A 21,736-nucleotide genomic window follows, 5' to 3' on the forward strand; every position below is an offset into this window, starting at 1 on the left:
AATATTGATTTATTTTTGTAAAGAATTTAACTCTGATTTTAGAAAAATTATGCGAATAGATAAATACCTCTGGTGTGTAAGATATTACAAGACCCGAAATATGGTTACAGAAGCCTGCAAAAAGAACCATATTACTGTAAATGGACAAATAGCAAAACCCTCTAAAGAAGTTTTTCCTACAGACAGAATTACATTCAGAAAAGATCAGATTACACAAATTATAACTGTACTAGATATTCCTGAGAGTCGTGTTGGAGCAAAACTTGTAGATATATATCGCAAAAACGAAACACCTCCGGAAGCTTACGCGCATTTAGAATTATTAAAACTCTCCAAAGAACATTACCGTAAAAGCGGAACCGGACGACCGACAAAAAAAGACAGAAGGGATATTGATGATTATGGAGATGAAATTTACGAGGAAGATGATGAGGATTAAATTCCAATTCAGAAATTCCAAATTCCAAAACATACGCCTATAAAATTCTAATGTTTAAATTCATAAAACCTAAAACCGACACCATAACATAGTAATTTTAAAATTTCAAATTCATTCCCCAAACATTGGTATTTGGAATTTCAAAAATTGGAATTTAAATTAGTTATATTAGCAAAAAAAATAAATCATGAGCAAAAACATCATCTTAACGAATCAGGAAATTGAACACAAAATAAAACGTATCGCTTATCAGATTTATGAAACTTTTGTAGACGAAGAAGAAGTTGTGATTGCCGGAATAGCAACTAACGGATATGTATTTGCCGAAAAAATAGCTAAAGCCTTAGATACTATTTCAACTTTAAAAGTAACTCTTTGCGAAGTAATCGTTGATAAACAAAATCCTGAAACACCGATTCAGACTTCACTGCCTGCTTCTGAATATTCAAATAAAGGCCTTGTACTGGTTGATGATGTATTAAACTCCGGAACTACATTAATATATGCTGTACGCCATTTTCTGGACGTACCGCTTAAAAAATTCAAAACAGCAGTACTAGTTGACAGAAATCATAAAAAATACCCTGTAAAAGCCGATTTTAAAGGAATTTCACTTTCTACATCCTTATTAGAACATGTACAGGTTATTTTTGATGAAAACGGAGGTAATTATGCGTCCTTAAGCTAAAACATCCAAAATATCCTGAACTGTTTCTTCAATTGATTTATCATCAACAGAAACCTTATGCTGGGCATAGTTATAATAGTAGCTTCTGTCAAATAAGTGTTTCGCAATAAATTCTTTCATTTCGTATTCGTCCATGTTAGCAATTAATGGACGTTTACTTTTATTATGCACTAATCTGTTGTATAAAGTATCTATCGACGCCTTTAAATAAATAGAAACTACATCTTCCCTTTTTAATAATTCATGATTATTGGCATAACATGGTGTCCCTCCCCCTAAACCAATTATACTATTTTCTGAAGACTGAAGTAATTCTACAAACATTTCGTGTTCTAATTTTCGAAAATAGACTTCCCCTTGCTGTTCAAAAATTTCATTTATGGATAAATTTGCTCTTTTTTCGATGCATTTGTCCAAATCTAAAAATGGAATATTGGTAATTTTCGACAAATTTTGGGCAATTGTAGACTTTCCGCACCCCATATAACCTAATAAGACGATTTTTTTCATTGTAATAAAACCCTATAAACTAAGGCGTTGTAAAATTTGATTAAAAAAAGACAAATTTATAATAAATTTGCTTGCAATTAATAAAATAAACTCCTTATATTTGCACCCGCATTCAAGGAATTAAATGACTCGATAGCTCAGTCGGTAGAGCACATCACTTTTAATGATGGGGTCCTGGGTTCGAGCCCCAGTCGGGTCACAAATTTTGTGATAAACAAATTAAATTTCTTGAAAGCAATGACTCGATAGCTCAGTCGGTAGAGCACATCACTTTTAATGATGGGGTCCTGGGTTCGAGCCCCAGTCGGGTCACAAAAGGTCGAGTAATTTAAATTACTTGACCTTTTTTATTTTAGGCCATGTGGAGAAACGGTAGACTCGCCATCTTGAGGGGGTGGTGCTCGTAAGGGCGTGAGGGTTCAAATCCCTCCATGGTCACTATAAATTTTGAAAGCCTGCAAAGTATTATTTTGCAGGCTTTTTTATGGTTTGAAAATTATTATCTAAAATTTTAATTTTTTGAAATATCAATGTTTACGGCAAATTTTGGTTCGAACTCCGACAAGTCTCCAAATTTCTAGAACATCATTATTATTTGGATGTTGAAGATAAAGTTATTAAGTTCACTTTGTCTAATAATAGTATGCTAGATTGATTTGACATAAACTGACTCTGTTTCACAATAAAAAGTAAATGCAAAAAGAATATTCTACAAACTTAACACATCACTATAATTCCTATTTTGGAATTGTTGGAAAAAAAATTAAATGGGAAATAGGCCCTACATGGAAAACCCATCCTGAGTTCTTCGTTTTAGAATTTCCTCCAAATAAAGTTCACAACATGTGGACATATTGTAGTGTTGGAATGTCAGCTGATTTAATAGATGATAATCTAATTGAGTTAGTTATTTATTCTCCCAGACAAGATAGCTCTTTGGTTGAATTATTGACTGTTCATGCCTCTCATCATAGACTGACACCTTTTAATATTCATCATACCTCTAATATTGGAAGACCTTGGCTTGAAAATTCTATCTGTGACCATGCATTTATTTCGTTACCTTATCTTGATGGCGAGAATTTGGAAATTTTTCAATTTGAAGAAAAGGTAATTCATTGCTATTGGCTTATTCCAATTACACAAATGGAAAGAGATTATAAATTTGAGCATGGTTGTGAGGCATTAGAAGAATTGTTCGAAGAGAAACAACTGGATTATTTAAATCCATTAAGAAAATCCTTAGTTTAAAAGATTATAATCAGAAATTTTAAATATAAACAAAATTATGCTATTTGGACTATTTAAAAGTTTAGATGAAAAAGTTAAAGAAGATAAAGAAAACTTAATTTCTAAGTTAAAGTCTTCTGATGCAAAGACTCTAATTATTGAAATGGGAAGCAAAAATTTTATTTCAAATAATATCATTAAAAAGCAGAAACGAGACCAATCTTTTGGAAGTGAAGATTATTCTAGTTGGTTTGCTTACAGGGTTTCGGATGAATTAAGTGATATAACCTTAAAGCCAGAACTTATCGAATTACTTAAGGACAAAGATTTTTTTCAATATAAAAAATACGTTTTAAGATGTTTAAGCAGCTTATGTGTAAACTGTAAAGATTATGAACTTTTTGACTTTTTGATTTCAGAACTAAAAAAAACGGACAAAGAAGAAGTAATTACAACAGTTTTAAGCAGACTTAATGAATTAAGAAAACCAGCCACACTCAATATTGATTATCTTAAACAATTATTACTAACAGGAACTTATCAGAACAGGATTGATGCACTTAATGCCTTAAAAAACTCAGAGCATAAAGATTTAGAAGAGATTTTAATATTAAAACTGAAGACTAGTGATCAGCATACTAAATGTATGATTTGTGCAACCCTTAGATCTACTGGAACAATAAAATCATTAGAAACGTTGAAGGCAGAATTTAAAAGAACAAGAAGCAATGATTTAAAATATTTTATTGAAAGTGCAATAGATGAAATAAATGAGCGAGAAAATAGTAGAATCTAAAACATTTAAGTACCAACCAAAATCTTTAAATCTTCTAACAAACGATTCGAATTCTGTACCGTCATGGTCACTAAAAATGCATTTTTTGAAAGACAAACGCCTTATTTATAAGGCGTTTATTTGTTTGTATTAAAAGTATAACCCGACAATATCCCGACATATTTCAGGCTTTATTTTATTTATGAATTACGGAATCTTCTTCAAAGTTCAACTTAACCATATTTATAAATTTCAGCTACCTGTTGCAATTTCTGTAAGTGCTGAAATTGAAGGAAGCAAAAAATAAGCTGTTCCGCGAGTAACCACAAATTGCGGTAAAGGCCCCTCAATAATTATATTTGTCCCGTAATTCATCGGTATTGTAAAATTCGGATCGACATTACCCGGCAATGGATTTATACGGTTAGCCACTAAGGGATCCTGAGGAGTATTTTCTGCCGGATCAAATACATTACTGAAATTATTCATATTAATCCATCCATATAACGTTTCAAACTGGCTGCTCAGATCACCACAAAGAAATAAACCTATTAACCCACGGTCTGCTTTCGGATCAACCGATACAGGTGCCCCATAAGCCATTCCTCTCCTTATTATACGAGGTACAATATCTGAACCTGCTACATCAACTCCTTCGTCTCTTGGATTAGACACTCTGGTATGTGCAGAAAACGGACATTTTAGCCCTTTCATATCATCATTTGCCAAATATCCAAAATCTGTACTTTTTGAAGTGCTTTCTTCAGGCTGAGCTGGTGAAAGTGTTAATGGAGAGCCGTTTCTCCAGCGTCCGCACATTTTAGCAGCAAGCCATTCAATCGTATCTTCTTCAGTTTTTTTAATCTGCGGAGCTATCAGCTTAGACTGTTCTTGTAAAAAACTTTCAAATAGTTCAACATCCTGATAAAGGATTCTAAACGCATTATAACAACCATTTCTGGCAAATTTTGCTTCTGGTCCCGAAAGAGGTCCGGGTATTGGATTTTCAGCAGTGCTGTATCCTATCAAAAAGTTATTGAGATCCTGCTGGTCTTTACCAGCGGGATTATCATTTAGATTTGGTTCATCAATTGAATCCCTATAGTTAAAATGAATATAATCTGCAGGACTTAACAAATATTGCTCTAATCTGCCAGCATTTGACTTTAATGGATCCAGTGGTTTTAATTCAGTAACCATTCCATTAGTTTTACTGGCTGCTTCGGTTATAATTTCAACCAGTTTATTTTGAGCCATAGCATTCATTGCATAAGCATGCACAACACAATGAAGATCTTCATTTGCAAATTGTTTATTCCACCATTCTGACGGATCTCCATCACCATAATCTCCTAAAGATTGCTGTGCATTATTAGGATCCCAGGGACCTTTTTTAAACGTTGAAGAGAAGTTTGAATTTGGAACATCAAGGTCTGGTTTTACAATTGCAATTCCTCTGGCCGTGAGACCGATATTCAGCATCATTTTCGGCTTTAAGGCTCCCCAGTCTTCGGCACTCTGAAGGTATGGAAGCAAATCCTTAAAAAAACTTCTTATATATGGTAAATTTGACAAGTCTTTATTGAAGTTAAAAAGCATATGTACAGAACAGGGATGCGTGTAACCATTAACAATAAGTCCTTGTATATCGTGTAATTCAGGCGTATTTGTTTGAAAAGATTGTGTAGAGATCATGAAGTTATATTTTAGCAGTAAAAAAACAGCCGAGTCAGATAACTCAGCTGTCATTATTCTTTCTCTTATACTCTATTATTTAGAAAATTTTGCTACAATCTGCTTTACTGATTGCGGATAAGCGAAATAAAGTTCTTTAGGCTGGCTAATATTACGATCGTTTATGAAATTTGAAAAAATATCAAAAGTAATATCATCAGGATTAGTTGGAAAACCTTCCGGTTTATTTGCCCATAGACCGATAAGACCAATAAATGCTGTCTTGATAGTTGGTGAATTTTTATAAAATGCCTCCAAATACGAATTCATATTACCGTCAAATTCTGTTATTACCAAAACCCCAGCTATCCCTTCACCGTTTGAATTTGGCACACATGCAATTCGGGCATAATGTACAATTGCCATTTTATCTAAAGCTGCTTTAGTCAGTTCATTATTAAAATTTTCAGCAACAGATTGGGCAATTGCCTGCGCATCGGCAGTTTGGTAAATAGGAACATACATCGTTAATGGATTCACAGTTTGCATAGTAAATTTAGTTTAAGGTTGCTTACTCTTTGATCCCGTTTTCAGCTTCGCGGGTTATTACTTCAGATGATTCTATTCTTTTTTACACATTTCAAATCATGTATATCTTTCTCGTTTATTAATACCTTTTTATGTTTTGTAATTCAAACCTAAAATCAGAAGGTTTATCCCAGGATGTTCCGTCAGACATAACAATATCTGCACTTTTAAGAGCAAACAGATTAATTGTCGCTTTTATCTGTGAGACAACAGCCGGACTCATTACATCTCCTTCTTTTATTTGAGGTATTACTCCGATATAAAATAATCTACGAAGTCCAAAAACGGCTTTCTGTCCCGGCAACAGGTTTCTTTTTTTCATTAAAAGCTTTCCGTCTTTATAACAATTTACATCTACAGATCCTGGACCTAAATTATTTCTAACTTCAAATTGACTAAACTTTTCAGCACGATTAGGCGATACCTGCAAAACATTTCCTGATGCAGTTCTCACCATCTCATAAACTTGTGGCTCACCGGCAAATATTCTGGGTGTGGAGTTTCCGCGGAAATCCGACACTGAAACTTCCAAATCTGCAGGATAAACAAAAGAATTTGTATCTAATCTGCCACAATCATTAATTACTTTCCATGCAACAGCACTTCCTTCAAAATCTTCAGCAAAGTTTTTATGGAAAATAACTATGTTATTCTTATTTGTATCCGTTGATTTGTTGATAAAATTTAATTTTATGTCGTATATCATCGGAGATTCATTTTCGAAGTCATGAATTGTTTTTAAAATATTTTCGGATACAAGATTATATTAAAAAAGGAACGCTTAGAATTAAATGTTTTAAGGATAGATTATAGTGTCATAAAGCAGTTTATAAATGGTATGAGAAATTCATTTACATTCATAAATCAACAAAAAAGCCTTCCGAATTGATTATTCGAAAGGCTTTCTTTAGTATGGCAAAATGCTTATTTTAAAAAGGAATCTTTTTAATTTTCTTAAATCTATTCCTTAATTAATTTCTCTACTTTACTTCCTTTTTCAGTAGTGATTCTGACAAAGTAAAGTCCGTTTGGTTTATTAGAAATATCAAACTTAGCTGTAGTATCATTCTCAATTGAAGTCTGAAGCAGTCTTCCCTGAACATCAAACAGTTCAATATATTTTATAATAGTATCACTGTTGACATTTACGTTGCCTTTAGTTGGATTAGGATATAGTGAAATACTTTTATCGACTTCAAAATCCTTATTTCCTAATGATTCAAAAACAGTTTCAGCTTTATTAGTTTCAATTGGTGCATTGTAATCAAAAAAGATATTAGCCGTTTTGTCTACGAAATCACCATTCAGAAGATCATCTGCACTTTTTATTTTAAACAAAATATTTCCGTGTCCGCCTACAGGGTTTTTCTGTTTGGAAGTAGAAGAAGCAGCCAAATGGATTTTTGCAAAAACAAATTCAACAATATTTCCGTGAATAACCGTCTGAGAAGAATGCGAAGAATTTAACAGCTGTAAAGAACTAATATCGTATTTACTTTCATCAACAGCAATTTTCACTACTATATTCTCAGCTTCATATGTTCCGGTATTTTCAAAATTGACGATATAATGTAAATATTCACCAATTGCGGCTGGAGAAACGCTTTCGCCTTCCAGGCAGGTAATATCATTAGGATCAAATGAACCTACAACGATTTGATGATAGGTAAAACTATTATCCGCAGGTGATTCATCTCCGGCAACGGGTGTTATAGCAACTGTAAAATTGAATATATCTCCATTATTTACCGCCGGAGTTTCTACCGGACTATTTACATTGAATTCAAGATCGATTGTACGGCTTTCAAAAGGCAGCAGACCATTATAAGCCCATTCTAAATTATTCGTTGTTTCGATATCAACTACGGGTGAGGCCGAAAGCAAATCCATTTTTGAATCATCAAAAGCTAATGTAATATTACCTGAAAGCACCTGATTTCCTTTGTTTTTATAGACAATTCTGTATACTGAATCAAATCCCGGTCTTGCAGGAGTTATTGGACTGATTACTATTTCTACATCGGGATGTACTCCATTTGCAGACAAACAAAAGCTTTGGTAATTTGTATTATAGTTGTTATCTGTAAAGTTAATTGTTGCTGATGCAGGTGAAATATTGAAAGCTCCTGCATTTTCTATGTTTGGAAATATATTATACGTTCCAGCCTGCGTATAAAATGTCGAAGTTCCGTCAGTATTTGTAAAAGCTGAACCTGTAATAGTTCCGTCGTTTATGTCTATCCTGATGTTTGAATGCAAGGGATCGTTAAGATTACAGCCGTTATTATTTCCATCAAATATTGTCGTTCCAACAACTGTATTGTGCTGTCCTCCCGGAGTGAAGCTGCAATAAGAATTAGCCACAGTGGTTGTCATTCCCATACTATTTAGTTGCGATTGCACATACGCCATTTGAGCATCATCGGCACAAATGTAAGCCAAGCCCGGATTTCCGGAAAAATCAAGAGTTTCACTACGCCCATTTTTCATGAATAAATTCGTAAGCAAATTATTAGCGCAATATAAATTTGAAAGATTTTTTAATGAACTCACATCAAGTGTTGTGATTAGATTGTTTGTACAGGATACAGTTCCAAGTCCCGGACAATTATCAACATTAAGATTTGTAATCTGGTTATATCTGCAATCAAGAGATCTTAAATTTGACAAAGTACTAATATCAAGATTCGTTAATTGATTATTTCTGCATTCGATATCCAAAAGATTTGTCAGACCACTAAGATCAAGAGTTGTAAGCTGATTAACACTGCATCCTAAGGATAATAATGAATTTAAATTGCTGACATCCAGATTTGTTAACTCATTACCGCTGCAATACAAACTTGTAAGCTTGGTCAGATTATTTACATTCAGACCTGAAAGTTTATTAGCACCACATTGCAAATAATCCAGGTTGGTTAAATTATTTACATTCAGCGTAGTCAGTTTGTTGTTGTTACAGCTTAAGTTAGTCAGGTTTGCAAACGTATTTACATCCAGACTTGTGAGTAAATTATTGCCACAGTGTAATTTTGTAAGCTGACTTAGTCCGTTCAGATTTAAAGTAGTAAGCGCATTATAGCTGCAATTTAATGTTGTAAGGTTAGACATACCTAAAACATCCAATGTACTTATAGTGTTATAGGAACAGTCTAATTCTTTAATATTTATCAAACCAATCATATTGAGATTCGACAGTTGATTGTGAGCGTAATTCAAATTTGTCAATTGTGTCAATCCTATCAAATCTAAACTTGTCAGGAGATTATAAGAACAATCTAAAGTAGTCAGATTTGTCAGTCCGTTTACAGTCAAATCAGAAAGACGGTTTTTGGAACATTTTAATTGTTCCAGAAGCACTAAATCATTCACATACAAAGAAGTAATTACGTTTCCTAATGCGCCCAATACGCCATTATAACCATAATTGGAACAATCTAAATATTTCAGTTTTGTTAATCCTCCAACAGCTAAAGAAGTAATTTGATTTCCTATGGTGGTTGTCGAAATATGATTCGAACAATCTAAATATTCCAGATTTGATAATCCACTTATGTCCAGACTTCCCAAAACGTTATTATTACAGTCCAAATGCTTTAAATTAGGTACGCTGCTTAAGTCGATATTGCTTATTTTATTTATACCAAAATTCAATGAAGTCAGATTCGTCAAATTAGTTAAATTCAGACTTGTCAGTTTGTTATTATTACAATTTAACGAAGCCAGATTGCTCAAACCATTTAAATTTAAACTTGTCAATAAACCATTGGAACAATTGATGGATTTAATATGAGTTGTACCCGAACCGTTTACAGTCAGACTGGTGGTTTGGTTATTAAACATATAAATATTGGTAAGAGCATTTAATCCCGACACATTTAGTGTGATGTTTGCCGGAGTTAAATTTAAATTAAGATTCTCAATATTAGGAAAACCATTTAAAGTTAAAACTGAATTTGAACCTGTGTATTGAAACGTTTTTAAAGCGGTTAAATCAGAACCGTTAATAACTAAATTATCAGGCAGATACGAACAAGCCAAAGTTTTAAGACTGCTTAAACCATTCAGATTTAGAGTTGTAATATGATTTTCGCCGCAACTTAATTCGGTTAAAAGAGTTGTATTACTTAAGTCTAAACTTGTAATTTGATTGTAAAAGCAGGAAAGATAAGTAAGTTTAGTCAGAGCACTAACATCCAGACTAGTAAGTAGATTGTAATTACATTCCAGTTTATCCAAATTTGTCAAACCATTTAAGTTCAGATTAGCCAAATTATTATAGCTGCAAAGCAATGATTTAAGATTTGTTAATCCGCTTACATTTAGATTGGCGAGTTTATTAGTTTCACAGAGTAATAACTCAAGACTGGTTAAACCTGCAAGATCAAGGCTTGTAAGCTGATTGTTGCTGCAAAATAAAGTCTTAACACTGGTTGCACCATTTACATTAAGGCTTATTAGTTTATTATTGCTGCAAAACAATGTTTTAAGGTTATTCAAACCACTTGCATCCAGACTGGTTAGTTGGTTTTGATCCATAAAAAGGTTGACAAGATTGGTTAATGTACTAACATTGAATGTAGTCAGATAATTGACAGAACAATTTAACTGGGTAAGATTGGTTAAAGCTGTAACATCAAGATTTAAAAGGATATTACTGGAACAATCTAAACTTTTAAGATTGGTAAAACTGGCAATTCCAGTTAAATTAAGAATTCCTGAATTAGAAACTTTCAGCTGATATACTGCTAAGGCTTCATTGGTATCAATTTCACCGTTGTTATCGGCATCGACTTTAATTGAAATTCCGGCGGCATTCAATGCTATGGAATTTGTAACATCAGCTTCCAGCAATTTGGCTTTGAAATTTGCATCGGGGACAGCAACGTTTTGTGCCTTTACTATCGTGGTCAGTAAGAGCACAAACAAAAGTATTTTTCTTTGCATAATTAAAAGGTTTGTTTGGGATTAGTTTATAGTTTGGAGATATATCTTATAAGGATTTAATCAGTTCCTGCAGTTTTTCCTTTTTGCTTTGGGCAATTGGAATGTTGCTGTTATCGGCCATAATTACATAGCCCCCATCTGATTTTATATACGATTTCAAATACGAAAGGTTAATTAAATGCGATTGGTGAATGCGTTCAAAACCATGTTCTGCGAGCAGTTCTTCATATTCTTTTAATGTTTTTGAAATCAGGACCGGTTTGTGATTTTTAATAAAAAACTCGGTATAATTGGCTTTAGCTTCACAACGAATAATATCTGCGACTTCAAATAAATGAATACCATCACTTGTAGATAAAGCGATACGTTTGAAATTATCTACTTTTTTGCGAATGTTTTCCAACAGTAAATCAATGTTTTCAAAGGAATTCTTTTTGCCAACAGCATCTTTTATTTTGACCATTGTATCCTGCAATTCTTCAGGATCTACAGGTTTCAGAATAAAATCGAGAGCACTAAACTTAAATGCTTTTAACGCATATTGTTCATGAGCCGTAATAAAAACAACATGTGCCTTTATTTTTCCGTTTACTTTTGAAAGGTTTTCCAAAATATCAAAACCTGTTCCGTCAGTCAGATGAATATCAAGAAAAATAACCTGTGGTTTTAGTTTTTCAATGGCAGCTATGCCTGTTTTGACACTTTCGGCTTCGCCAATAATAAAGATATCATTGGTATAACGCTCTAAAAGTGCTTTTAAACCTGTTCTTAAATGCTTGTCATCGTCAATTAGTAATGCTGTTATCATTGGCTTGTGGTATTATGATATATATTGAACTGGCAAATATAAAATTGCTTTGGTACCCGTTTGGGAGTCTGTATTCAACTCCAGAATCTCAATTTTAGCCGATTTAGAAGTTATGGATTCCATAATTTTCAAACGTTTCTTCGTAATGCTCAATGCCATAGAACGATGGGCGGTAACCGAATTTTCTTTGAGCAGTTTCGATTCAGACAAACCAATTCCGTCATCGGTAATGGTACAGATCAGCTGTTCATTTTGTACATCAAAATCAACATTTATTTTCCCCTTTCCTTCTTTGGGAACCAAGCCATGAAGAATCGCATTTTCTACAAAAGGCTGAATCAATAAAGGAGGAAGTCCCACGTTAAATTCGACGTTTTCACTTGAATTGATTTCGAATTCAAATTTATTATCAAAACGAAGCTGTTCCAGTTCAAGATAATTCTGAAGGCTTTCGATTTCTTTGTCTATCGGAATAAGCGAACCTTTAGAATATTCAAGTGTAAGGCGCATCAATTTTGAAAATTTCGACAAATATTTCAGTGCTGAATCGGTTCCGTTCTGCACAATAAAACTCGAAATTGAGCTCAGGCAGTTGAATACAAAATGAGGGTTCATTTGCAGATGCAGTGCTTTCTGTTCGTATTCTGCTAACTCTTTTTTAAGTGTGAGCTGACGTTTTATCTGCATTCGGTTATAAATGACCCAGCCTAAAACAATCAGCAAAATTCCTCCCAGGACAGAGAATACCACCAGTTGAAATTCTCTTTTATGCTTTTCAGAAAGTAAGGCCTCTTTTTTTTGATATTCATAATTCATTTCGGCCATTGCAAACTTTTGGCTTGTTTCCTGATTGCTGATACTGTCACGGGCAATAATGGATTTTTTATAATGAACCAATGCTGCCTCAGGCTGTTTTAAGGATTGATACAATTCGCTTAACAATTCTTCCGAATGATACGTTTGATCCAGAACACCAATTTCCTGAGCATAGTCTAATGATTTAGTTGCAAAGCTTATAGCCTCTTTGTATTTTTTCTGCTCCTGCAACAACAATCCAATGTTGTACAAAGCAAGAGAAGCTCCGAATTTATTCTGAATTTCTTCATACAAAACCAATGATTTCTGATAATATTCATCCGCCAGAATAAAATTCTTCTGTGCTTTATAATAATCCCCTAAATAATTATTGAGTAATGCAGAACCGCGTTTGTTTTCGTTTTTTTCAAATCCTTTTTGAGCTTTCCGGTAATACTGAATTGCATTATGATATTCACCGGTTTCAAAATAAATAACCCCAATATTGGTCAATGTCATAGGAGCATTTTGTTCATCCAAAACGGTTTGTATCTTGTGGGCTTCTTTAAGGTATTGTAATGCTTTAGGATATTTTTGTTGTGATTTATAAAGAATTCCAATATTGTTCAGTGTTTTTGAAACGCCCGTTTGTTCTTTAATCTCCTGATAAATTTTTAATGCTTTTTCATAGTTTTTTAATGATGATGTATGATCCCCTTGCTCTGAGTATACAACGCCTGAACTCGCATAAGACCGTGCCAGACCACTCTTTATCCTTTTTTTGCCAGTTTCTTTTTGTAAAGCAGTTTCAAATTCTGATTGTGCTCTTTTAAAGAATTTCAGGGCATCCTCATAATTACCAAGAATGATAGAAGCATTTCCCTTGTTTACATAAGCTGTTGCAAGTCCAAAATGATATTCCTTTTTCAAACTGATAGCAATTGCTTTTCGGGTATAAAAAAAAGTCAAATCAGGATCAATTTCTTTATATAAGTCTGCTATTTTATTATACTGATCAACTTTTAAGCTATCTGTTTTAATTTTCTCCACTACCCTTTTTAAACTATCTATCTGAACATTCTGCGCATAGAATGTTCCGCAAATATGAAAGGCGAAAAAGACAAATATTTTATAAAATTTACGATTCACTTTTATGTTTTGGCTGTTGTCTTACAAATGTATAATATGTTTTTTAGTATCATAATGCTAATTATTATTCAGCTCTTTCTGGTTATTATTTGATCATTTCGAATTATTGCAAACGTTACAAAACATCCCTTGAAATATCCTATCATTCCTTTTGAGTTTTATTAAAAGATTATTAGTACTATTTTTCTTTTGATTCAGAAAAAACATATACTTTTACTGCCGAAAATAAACGAATTATACTACATGAGGAAACTTTACTTCTTACACATACTTTTTATCATAATAATCACCACTTCAGTTTATAGTTTTGGCAGTAATAACAGAAATATTCCCATTAATAAAAACTACAGCAATTTTATAGCTCCCAGTGTAGATTTTACTTTTACTAATGATGGTGCCTGTTCCGGAACTCCGGTCACATTTAGCGCAATTGTAAATGGGAGCGCTCCTTTTTCTTATAAATGGGAGTTTGGAGACGGAAAAACTTCTACTGACATTAACCCAAGTCATGTTTTTACTGCGGTTGGCTGCGGAACTCAAAATTTTAGTGTAAAATTAACCGTTACTGACGCTACTGGTCAGACAGGTTCGATTACAAAACCTATTTCTGTAAAACAGAAACCCGATTTAAAGTTTACAGACCTTAATGCTCCGGGATCTAATAAACCTTTTGAAAGATGCGGGGACAATAATTCAAATCCAAAATATACTATTAATGTTGGAAATAATTCAACTTCTGTTTCTTGTATAACATCCTATAATGTTGACTGGGGAGATGGTACTTCAGAAACGAATGTTAGTTTTCCAAAAACACATCAATATCAAAAATTAGGTTCTTTCAATATGGTCATAACCGGAATTGGAAGTAATAGCTGCAACAATTCTGTAACGTATGTAGTCAAAAACTCGAATAACCCAATTGGTGCTCTTATCGCTCCGGGAAACACAACCAATTTATGTGTGCCGGTTGACCCTATGGATTTTGCAATTGGATCATGGGCGCTTAACCCTTCAGATACCAGATATTTGGTTGACTATGGTGACGGCTCAACTCAAAATTATACTCAGGCTCAACTGGAAAGCTCTGTATATTACAACAGTCTAAATCCTCAGGCTTCACAAAATTTTCCTATTCCTCATAAGTTTACAAGAGCCAACTGTCCATCAGGAAATACTGTTACTTTAACCATTACAACCTCCTGCGGAAGTACCTATCTTACTGCTGGCCCCATTATTATTTTAGATGTACCGGTAATCAATTTTAGCGTTCCGTCTGTTGCATGTGTAAATTCATCTGTTTATTTTAGCAATTCAACGTACGCAGGCTACACTAATGGTTGTAGTACTCAAAATGTTTATACCTGGGATTTTGGAGATGGAACAACTTCGAGAGAAGTTAATCCCTATCATGCGTATGCAACACCAGGAAGATATAAGGTTACATTGAATGCAACAACACCATGTGGTGTCGGAATTACTCCTGCTGCACAATATATATGTGTTGAACCTGTGTTACAACCACAATTTACCTTTGGTAATGCCTGTGCTTCAGAAACAGTTCAGATAACCAATACTACCGATACAAACTTAAGCTGTGGCGTCTCAAGTTTTTATTGGGAAGTTACGAATTATTATGAAGCTTTTTGCGGTAAAGAAACATCTCCAGGATCAGGAAGAGGATCCTGGAATTTTGCAAACGGAACAAATTCTTCCTCTAAGGATCCGGCTTTTAATTTTACAACTCCGGGAGTTTACACTGTTCGATTAAGAACAATTAATTCTTGTGGAATTTATAATTATAATTCACAGCAAATTCAGGTAAAAAAGAGACCTGTTATTTCTCTAAAGCCAATCTCAGATTTTTGTAAATCGGCAACAATTTACCCTGAAGGCCTAGTAGAAGAAACGTGTTCTCCGTCTTCAGAAATAAGTTATTCATGGAGTTTTCCCGGAGGAACACCTTCAACTTCTACATCACTTAACCCTGGAGCCATTAATTATACTACAACCGGTAATTATGTTGCTACTTTTAGAGTTACTAATAGCTGTGGTACAACAGAAGTATCCCGAAACTTCTCTGTAGACATGGTTCTTTCACCTGTTATAACTCCTAAAACAGCAAAAATATGTAGTGGAAATTCTTTTCAGATTACGCCTGTCAGTAACGGAACAACAGATAATGTGCCATCAGGAACTACTTATGTATGGTCTGCTCCGGTAGTTTCTCCGCCGGGTGCCATAAGTGGTGCAAGTGCACAATCGAGCCCAAGAACAAGTATTGGTCAGACATTAATAAATAATACAGCCAGCCCTGCAACGGTAACCTATACGGTATCACCAATATCTACTCAGTGTCCTGGTCCTGATTTTACCGTTACGGTTACGGTAGACCCTTTGATAAATGTAGTAGATAGTATTAAAGGTGCTACTTGTTTTGGATCTGGCGACGGTTCTATTTCTATAAATGTAACCGGTGGTATTCCTTTTACAACCGGAAATCCATACCAATTCTCATGGACTGGCCCTAATAATTTTACAAGTACAAGTGAAGATCTTTCTAATTTAAAATCAGGTTATTACAATTTAAGGGTTATTGATAATGGAAATTGTCCTTTTGTGAAAAGTTATTATGTTCCTGAACCGGGATTATTTCAATTTTTCCCAGGCAAAAATGATATAACTTGTTTTGGACTAAATAACGGATCCATCAATCTATCAACCACGGGAGGAACACAACCTTATAATTTTGTATGGACAAAAGACGGAAATCCTTATCCGGTTAATTCAGGAAGCTTAAGTAATCTGGGACCGGGAGTTTATGCCGTAACCGTTACAGAAGCTAACAATTGTAACATTCTTACCGGAACCTATACCATTATCGAACCACCATTACTGGAAGTAAAATGGGAAAGCCAAGTGGATGTTTTATGCTACGGATATAATACCGGTGAAATCAATGTAAGTTCATCAGGAGGAAGACCTGCTCATCGTTACAGTTGGACAGGACCAAACGGTTTTAGGAGTAATCTCCAGAATTTAAAGAACCTTTATGCCGGTACATATAATTTAACCGTTACCGATAATTCCGGATGTGCTGTACAACTGAAGGTTGAAATACTTCAAAACCCTGAAATAAAATTAAACTATGATGTTACACATTTAACCTGTTACAGCGTTAGAGATGGTGTAATCAAAATTAATAATATAACAGGCGGTGTTCCTTTTGCAACCGGCGATCCGTATATTATAAAATGGAGCAATTTAGGAACAGGAATGGAACAATCTAATTTGTCAGCAGGAAACTATTCAATTACCATTACTGATGCGTTAGGCTGTCCGAAAGTATTTCCGATAACAGTTAACAATGCCCCGGTTTTTAGAATCAATCCTGATTTTCAAAATATTTCGTGTCATGGAGCAAATGACGCCCACATCCGCCTTAATCTTGAGGGTGGACAGGCACCGCTTAAACTGGAATGGAGCGACGGCTCTACAGCCGGAATTGAAAGAAACAATCTTGGTCCGGGAAGTTATAAAGTAAAAATCACCGATGCCAAACTATGTGTAATAGAGGCAGAATATATCGTTGTTGATCCCCTTGAATTAGAAATAAGAGGAGATGTGTCAAACCCACTTGATTGTGTTAAAGCAAATACGGGTGTTATAGACCTTATCGTAACAGGCGGTACTGCTCCTTATACTTATGTTTGGTCTAATGGCGCACGAACTGAAGATTTGAGCCAGCTTACCCCCGATAACTATACTGTTACAGTAACAGATTCAAGAGGCTGTAAAAAATCAGATACCTTTAAAATTATCCGATTTGAACAGCTTACACCTACAATCGAAGTTTTAACGGATTTTAATTGCGATACCAGATTTGTAGATCAGACATTCGTAGGACATGTTAAAGGAGGAATTCCTCCATATACTTTAAAATGGTCAGACGGAGTTGTTTCCGGTGCTAATGGTGAAATAATGAAAACCGATAATAAAGGATTAATCATTTTTACCGTGACCGATAGTTTTGGCTGTACAGCTGATGTAAATCATAATGTCAATAAACCTGTGTTAGGCGTAGCAAACTTTTCTACCAGTTCTTACGGAAAAGAGATGTTCGACCTGTATGCTATTTATGACCCTGTTAAATTTACAAATTTAGCCACCGGAGATTTTATAAGCACATCATGGGATTTTGGAGACGGCAATTTTTCTACAGATACAAATCCGGAACACATTTATACCAGAGAAGGTAGTTATACTATAAAACAAGTCGTTAATTATCCTTTTGGATGCCAATATTCTTATGAGGCTACAATACTAGTTGAAAAAGGATACAAACTGGTTATGCCAAACGCTTTTACACCGAATAATGACGGTATCAACGATTCATTTGCACCTGTATTTCAGGGACTGAACAATGTGACTCTAGATATTTATGACACATGGGGAGGTATCATTTATACAGAAACCGGCGTAAACATTCATGGATGGCGAGGAAAAATTAAAGATCTGGATGCTGAAAACGGAAACTACTATTATAGAATAACGGCCAAAACTTTCTATAACCATACCATAACCGAAAAAGGATCATTAACATTAATTAAATAAAAGCAACAGATTTAAAAATGAGATTAAAATTACTAGTTGTTATACTGATAACATGTTGTTTTTATACCAAAACAAGAGCACAGGATCCAATTTTTACACAATATTTTTTAGTTCCCGAAACCTTAAACCCAGGTTTTACCGGTTTTATGGAAACTACTTATGCCGGAATCATTCATCGTGAGCAATGGCCTGAATTAGATTTAAGCGTCGATACAGATTATGCATTTGTAAATACCTGGAGCGATAAACTTAATAGCGGAATTGGCTTAAATATTTTAAACCAAAGAGAAAATGCTTCCAAATATAATTACACACAAATCAATGCCAATTATGCCTACAGGGTAAGGATAAATGACACCTGGACATTCAGGCCGGGTATCGAAGCAGGATTTGGTTTAAAATCATTTGCTTTTGGCAATTTATTGCTGGAAGACCAGATTAACATAAACGGACCAAATAATGGAAGTTCGATTGATCCTTTACTGGCCAATGACAAGGTTACTTTTTTTGATGTATCTGCCGGTATGGTTTTTAATACCGATGATCTTTGGATTGGCCTTTCGATGAAGCACCTCAACAGACCAAATATTGCTCTGAGTGCAAATGGGAACCTGCCTTTAAACACATTTTTCTCGCTAAGCAGTGGATATGAGTTTCTCGTTGCAGATTATATTGATGTATTGTTTTTTCCGTATGAAACCAAAATGTTTTTTACATCAAATTACATGCAGCAGGGACGCTACAACCGATTTGATTTAGGGGCTTCCATTTTATTCGAAAAAATGTTTTTTGGAACAACCTTCGTTACCAATCCTGCTAAAAACGGAATGAATAATGAATTGCTAACTTCTGTTAACTTTTTTACCGGATTGCAATACGAACATTTACGATTAGGACTTTCATATGATCTGAATACAACCAAAATAGGAAGAACAGGAGGTGTTTATGAACTTTCATTGACGTATCAGTTTGATTTGGCTCGTAAGTGTTTTGGATGCCCAAATTATGGAGATAACTAAATCAAAGTACATTAGCTAATCTATTTGAACAAAAACTCTCAGAATGAAAATCTGAGAGTTTTTTATTATGAGTCGTTTATTTTCCGGAAAAAGTCTTTTCTTCTTCAATTAAACTATTGTCCCGTTTTCTTTTGACAATTCTGAGAACAATTCGATTAAATTATGCTCAGGATCTCTAAAATGTACCACTCTAATCCCCCATGCTGTCATGTCTTTTGGCTCGGTTAAAAACTTCACCCCTCTACTTTGTAATAAATTATAAGTCGTATCAACACTGTCTACTTCTATGATGATAGCCATTTTGTCCTGAAAAGTTTCATTTTTTTCCACTTTTTCATTGATAGCAAGGTTCATTAATTCTGCTTTAAATAATGCAAGTCCTGAGGAAATACCAATATTAAAACTGGCAAAATTATCTCCCGATTTTCCCCACGTACATTCTAATCCAAGGATATCGTTGTAAAAAGTAAAACACTTATCAAAATCATTTACTAAAAGTCTAATGTTGTTAAATTTCATTTTGCTGTTTTTTATTAATTTAATATTTAATTATAAATGCAAAACTACTTTTCGATTATCGTTGCCAATTGTAAAAATCGGTCGTTTTTATTTTCAAATAATTCCGTTGGATTGTTTCCTGTTACTTTTTTCAGGTCTTTTATAAAATGGGACTGGTCAAAATAATTATGTTCGGGATAAACCTTCCCATTCTTAATATGTGTATACGAAGCGTAACATTTTAAAATCTTACAATATGATTTTAGAGAAACACCAAATCGGCCTTTAAAATAGCGGTTAATTTGCCGGCTTGTCCAAAAGACCTGTTTTGAATAATTTTCAACTGTTAGTTCTCCATTTGTTTGATACAACAAGGAGAAAAGCTTTTGCTTTCTATTGTCAACTTCTTTTTGACTATCCAAAATCGAAAGCATCCTTTTATTCAGTTTATCTGTTACACTTTCTAAATCTTCAAATGAAGTTTTATCTAATTCCCAAAAACTGCTTTCTTTTATTTCTTCACTATCACAAAATGATGCAATACTTTGCTGGACAATATAATCGGCTGCCAATAGCTTAAAACGAATTCCAAAAAGCCAGATATTGGGGTCAATGGATATTTCTACTTGTTTTGTCCACAAACCTGTTAATGAAATTTCTTCCTGCTTATGATTGTTAAATGACACAATCAGATCAAAACAGCCGTCAGGCAGAATTGTAAAGTCAAGTTTCTCATCTGTCGAATTATCGAACCACCAATAGTTCTTAACAAAATCATTTAAAGCTATATCCGGCTGAAATTCTTTATAAATCATTTATTTTTTTATCTGTTAGTTTACAAGATCTGTCTTTGACATACTTATCAATAATATACTGTGTTACGGGCTTTAATGACTTTTTATTCTGTTCGGGATGCATACCATGTGTATTAAAGAACTCTACACTATCTCCTATTTTTGCATACCAAATAATTGCTTCTCCGTTTTTAAAAAAAGTAGTGGTATCACACACCTGAATTTTTCTAAGATTAATTATTCTTTCATCAAAGGGTTTGACAACATTGTAGGTTCCTATTCCCTGAATTTTTAAATCACAGCTTACTTCTTCATAATGATCGCCCGACCATTGCATGCATTCGTTCTTTTGTGCAAAGTAATAATAAACTAAAAGACCCAGAAAAGAAAGTATTCCTATTCCAAACCATTTATTCCATTTTATCTCACCGTTCCTTTCTTTTGACTCATCTTTAAAACCTAAAAATAATTCTACTGGTTTAAGAACTTGTGTTGTTTCAAATTCTTTTAAAACACCTTCTTCTTTAGGAATTCTATTATCTCCGATTAATTTGTCTTCTTCATTGAATAGCGCCGTTTTGTCTAAATTTTCTTTCTTCCATGAATTCTCCTCCTCATTTAATTTTTCTCTTTGAATCGAATCTTCTTTTTTAACTTCGCTTTCAATTTCAGACTCTTGAACTGTTTCTATTTCATCCTTCAAATCATTTTCCTCTTCTGCATTTTTCTGATCATTGGTATAATGCTTTTTAAACTTCCCAAAAGGTCTAAATTCAAAATCAACTAAAACTGCAGCAAAATTTATAGTATCAATTTTTGCTGGTTTCGTTTCTCCTTTAAAAAATCTTCCAACTTTTTTAAACTTATCGGTATAAGTAGTTGAAGTATCTTCATTATTTGAATCAAATTTAAATTTAAAAAAATCACTATATGCATTTAAATCATCTGTGTTTTCATTTGATTTAAAAATCTTCCAACACAAATCTCTCAGGTTAGCTTGAGACGGATTATTCAAATAATTAGAATAAATCCCATCTTTTTCTTTTTCAAATTTACTTCTAACTGCTTCTTTATAATCATCTTCATTTAAAGTATTGTTATACATAGGCATCACTTTTTATACTATTTTTTTCAGGACATCATCGGATTTTTCCGGACATCTCAAACCTTTATCGGATTTAAATCGACTTTTCAGGACGTCCGGGAATTCC

At 33.8% G+C, this 21,736-nt stretch carries 16 protein-coding genes and 3 tRNA genes; 9 read left to right on the plus strand and 10 right to left on the minus strand.

The annotated features are described in order from the left end of the window. The first annotated feature begins 49 nt into the window (after positions 1–49). Together GWR14_RS02735 and GWR14_RS02740 are read left to right on the plus strand one after the other, a co-directional pair. Positions 50–439: an RNA-binding S4 domain-containing protein gene (locus tag GWR14_RS02735; protein WP_163407511.1), complete on the plus strand. Its 390-nt coding sequence runs from the start codon at positions 50–52 to the stop codon at positions 437–439. Positions 440–626: 187 nt separating this feature from the next. Next, the gene (locus GWR14_RS02740; protein ID WP_163407513.1) at positions 627–1,127 is read left to right on the plus strand and encodes a phosphoribosyltransferase domain-containing protein; all 501 of its coding nucleotides are present in this window, start codon (positions 627–629) and stop codon (positions 1,125–1,127) included. Here GWR14_RS02740 and GWR14_RS02745 read toward each other — a convergent pair. After that, on the minus strand, positions 1,119–1,637 hold the full coding sequence (locus GWR14_RS02745; RefSeq protein WP_163407516.1) for a shikimate kinase: 519 nt from the start codon (positions 1,635–1,637) through the stop codon (positions 1,119–1,121). The genes GWR14_RS02740 and GWR14_RS02745 overlap by 9 nt on opposite strands. Positions 1,638–1,763: 126 nt before the next feature. Here GWR14_RS02745 and GWR14_RS02750 point away from each other — a divergent pair. From GWR14_RS02750 to GWR14_RS02770, 5 genes are all read left to right on the plus strand, one after another. Further along, positions 1,764–1,836, plus strand: a tRNA-Lys gene (locus GWR14_RS02750). Positions 1,837–1,876: 40 nt separating this feature from the next. Continuing rightward, positions 1,877–1,949, plus strand: a tRNA-Lys gene (locus tag GWR14_RS02755). A 43-nt stretch (positions 1,950–1,992) separates the two neighbouring features. After that, positions 1,993–2,075 (plus strand) — tRNA-Leu (locus tag GWR14_RS02760). Positions 2,076–2,330: 255 nt separating this feature from the next. Continuing rightward, the gene (locus GWR14_RS02765) at positions 2,331–2,888 is read left to right on the plus strand and encodes a suppressor of fused domain protein (protein ID WP_163407518.1); all 558 of its coding nucleotides are present in this window, start codon (positions 2,331–2,333) and stop codon (positions 2,886–2,888) included. Positions 2,889–2,925: 37 nt separating this feature from the next. Next, positions 2,926–3,663 (plus strand): hypothetical protein, encoded by a 738-nt coding sequence (locus tag GWR14_RS02770; RefSeq protein WP_163407519.1) that lies wholly within the window; start codon positions 2,926–2,928, stop codon positions 3,661–3,663. Between the two features lie 231 nt (positions 3,664–3,894). On the opposite strand, the gene GWR14_RS02775 is transcribed toward GWR14_RS02770, so the two are convergent. From GWR14_RS02775 to GWR14_RS02800, 6 genes are all read right to left on the minus strand, one after another. Then, positions 3,895–5,337 (minus strand): Dyp-type peroxidase, encoded by a 1,443-nt coding sequence (locus tag GWR14_RS02775; protein WP_163407520.1) that lies wholly within the window; start codon positions 5,335–5,337, stop codon positions 3,895–3,897. A 75-nt stretch (positions 5,338–5,412) separates the two neighbouring features. Continuing rightward, complete coding sequence (locus tag GWR14_RS02780) at positions 5,413–5,865, minus strand: alpha-protein kinase family protein (RefSeq protein ID WP_163407521.1); 453 nt, start codon at positions 5,863–5,865, stop codon at positions 5,413–5,415. 118 nt (positions 5,866–5,983) lie between these two features. Next, complete coding sequence (locus GWR14_RS02785) at positions 5,984–6,610, minus strand: hypothetical protein (RefSeq protein ID WP_163407523.1); 627 nt, start codon at positions 6,608–6,610, stop codon at positions 5,984–5,986. A 254-nt stretch (positions 6,611–6,864) separates the two neighbouring features. Further along, positions 6,865–10,851: a T9SS type A sorting domain-containing protein gene (locus GWR14_RS02790; protein ID WP_163407525.1), complete on the minus strand. Its 3,987-nt coding sequence runs from the start codon at positions 10,849–10,851 to the stop codon at positions 6,865–6,867. Positions 10,852–10,897: 46 nt separating this feature from the next. After that, positions 10,898–11,659, minus strand: coding sequence for a LytR/AlgR family response regulator transcription factor (locus GWR14_RS02795; protein ID WP_163407526.1), 762 nt, complete (start codon positions 11,657–11,659; stop codon positions 10,898–10,900). Between the two features lie 12 nt (positions 11,660–11,671). Next, positions 11,672–13,603 carry a tetratricopeptide repeat-containing sensor histidine kinase gene (locus GWR14_RS02800; protein WP_163407528.1) on the minus strand — a complete coding sequence of 644 codons (1,932 nt, stop codon included), beginning with the start codon at positions 13,601–13,603 and terminating at the stop codon, positions 11,672–11,674. A 243-nt stretch (positions 13,604–13,846) separates the two neighbouring features. On the opposite strand from GWR14_RS02800, the gene GWR14_RS24060 reads away from it, so the two are divergent. Continuing rightward, positions 13,847–18,214 (plus strand): PKD domain-containing protein, encoded by a 4,368-nt coding sequence (locus GWR14_RS24060; protein WP_163407529.1) that lies wholly within the window; start codon positions 13,847–13,849, stop codon positions 18,212–18,214. 17 nt (positions 18,215–18,231) lie between these two features. Then, positions 18,232–19,233, plus strand: a complete 1,002-nt coding sequence (locus tag GWR14_RS02810) for a PorP/SprF family type IX secretion system membrane protein (protein ID WP_163407531.1) — start codon at positions 18,232–18,234, stop codon at positions 19,231–19,233. A 108-nt stretch (positions 19,234–19,341) separates the two neighbouring features. On the opposite strand, the gene GWR14_RS02815 is transcribed toward GWR14_RS02810, so the two are convergent. From GWR14_RS02815 to GWR14_RS02825, 3 genes are read right to left on the minus strand one after another with little or no spacing between them, the layout of a single operon-like run. After that, complete coding sequence (locus tag GWR14_RS02815; RefSeq protein ID WP_163407533.1) at positions 19,342–19,752, minus strand: VOC family protein; 411 nt, start codon at positions 19,750–19,752, stop codon at positions 19,342–19,344. Between the two features lie 44 nt (positions 19,753–19,796). Continuing rightward, complete coding sequence (locus GWR14_RS02820; RefSeq protein ID WP_163407534.1) at positions 19,797–20,546, minus strand: helix-turn-helix transcriptional regulator; 750 nt, start codon at positions 20,544–20,546, stop codon at positions 19,797–19,799. After that, positions 20,536–21,630 (minus strand): hypothetical protein, encoded by a 1,095-nt coding sequence (locus GWR14_RS02825; RefSeq protein ID WP_163407536.1) that lies wholly within the window; start codon positions 21,628–21,630, stop codon positions 20,536–20,538. Before GWR14_RS02825 ends, GWR14_RS02820 begins: the two co-directional genes overlap by 11 nt. Between the last annotated feature and the right edge of the window lie 106 nt (positions 21,631–21,736).

Origin of the sequence: Flavobacterium ajazii (genome assembly GCF_010614725.1) — a bacterium.
GTDB classification, from domain to species: Bacteria; Bacteroidota; Bacteroidia; order Flavobacteriales; family Flavobacteriaceae; genus Flavobacterium; species Flavobacterium ajazii.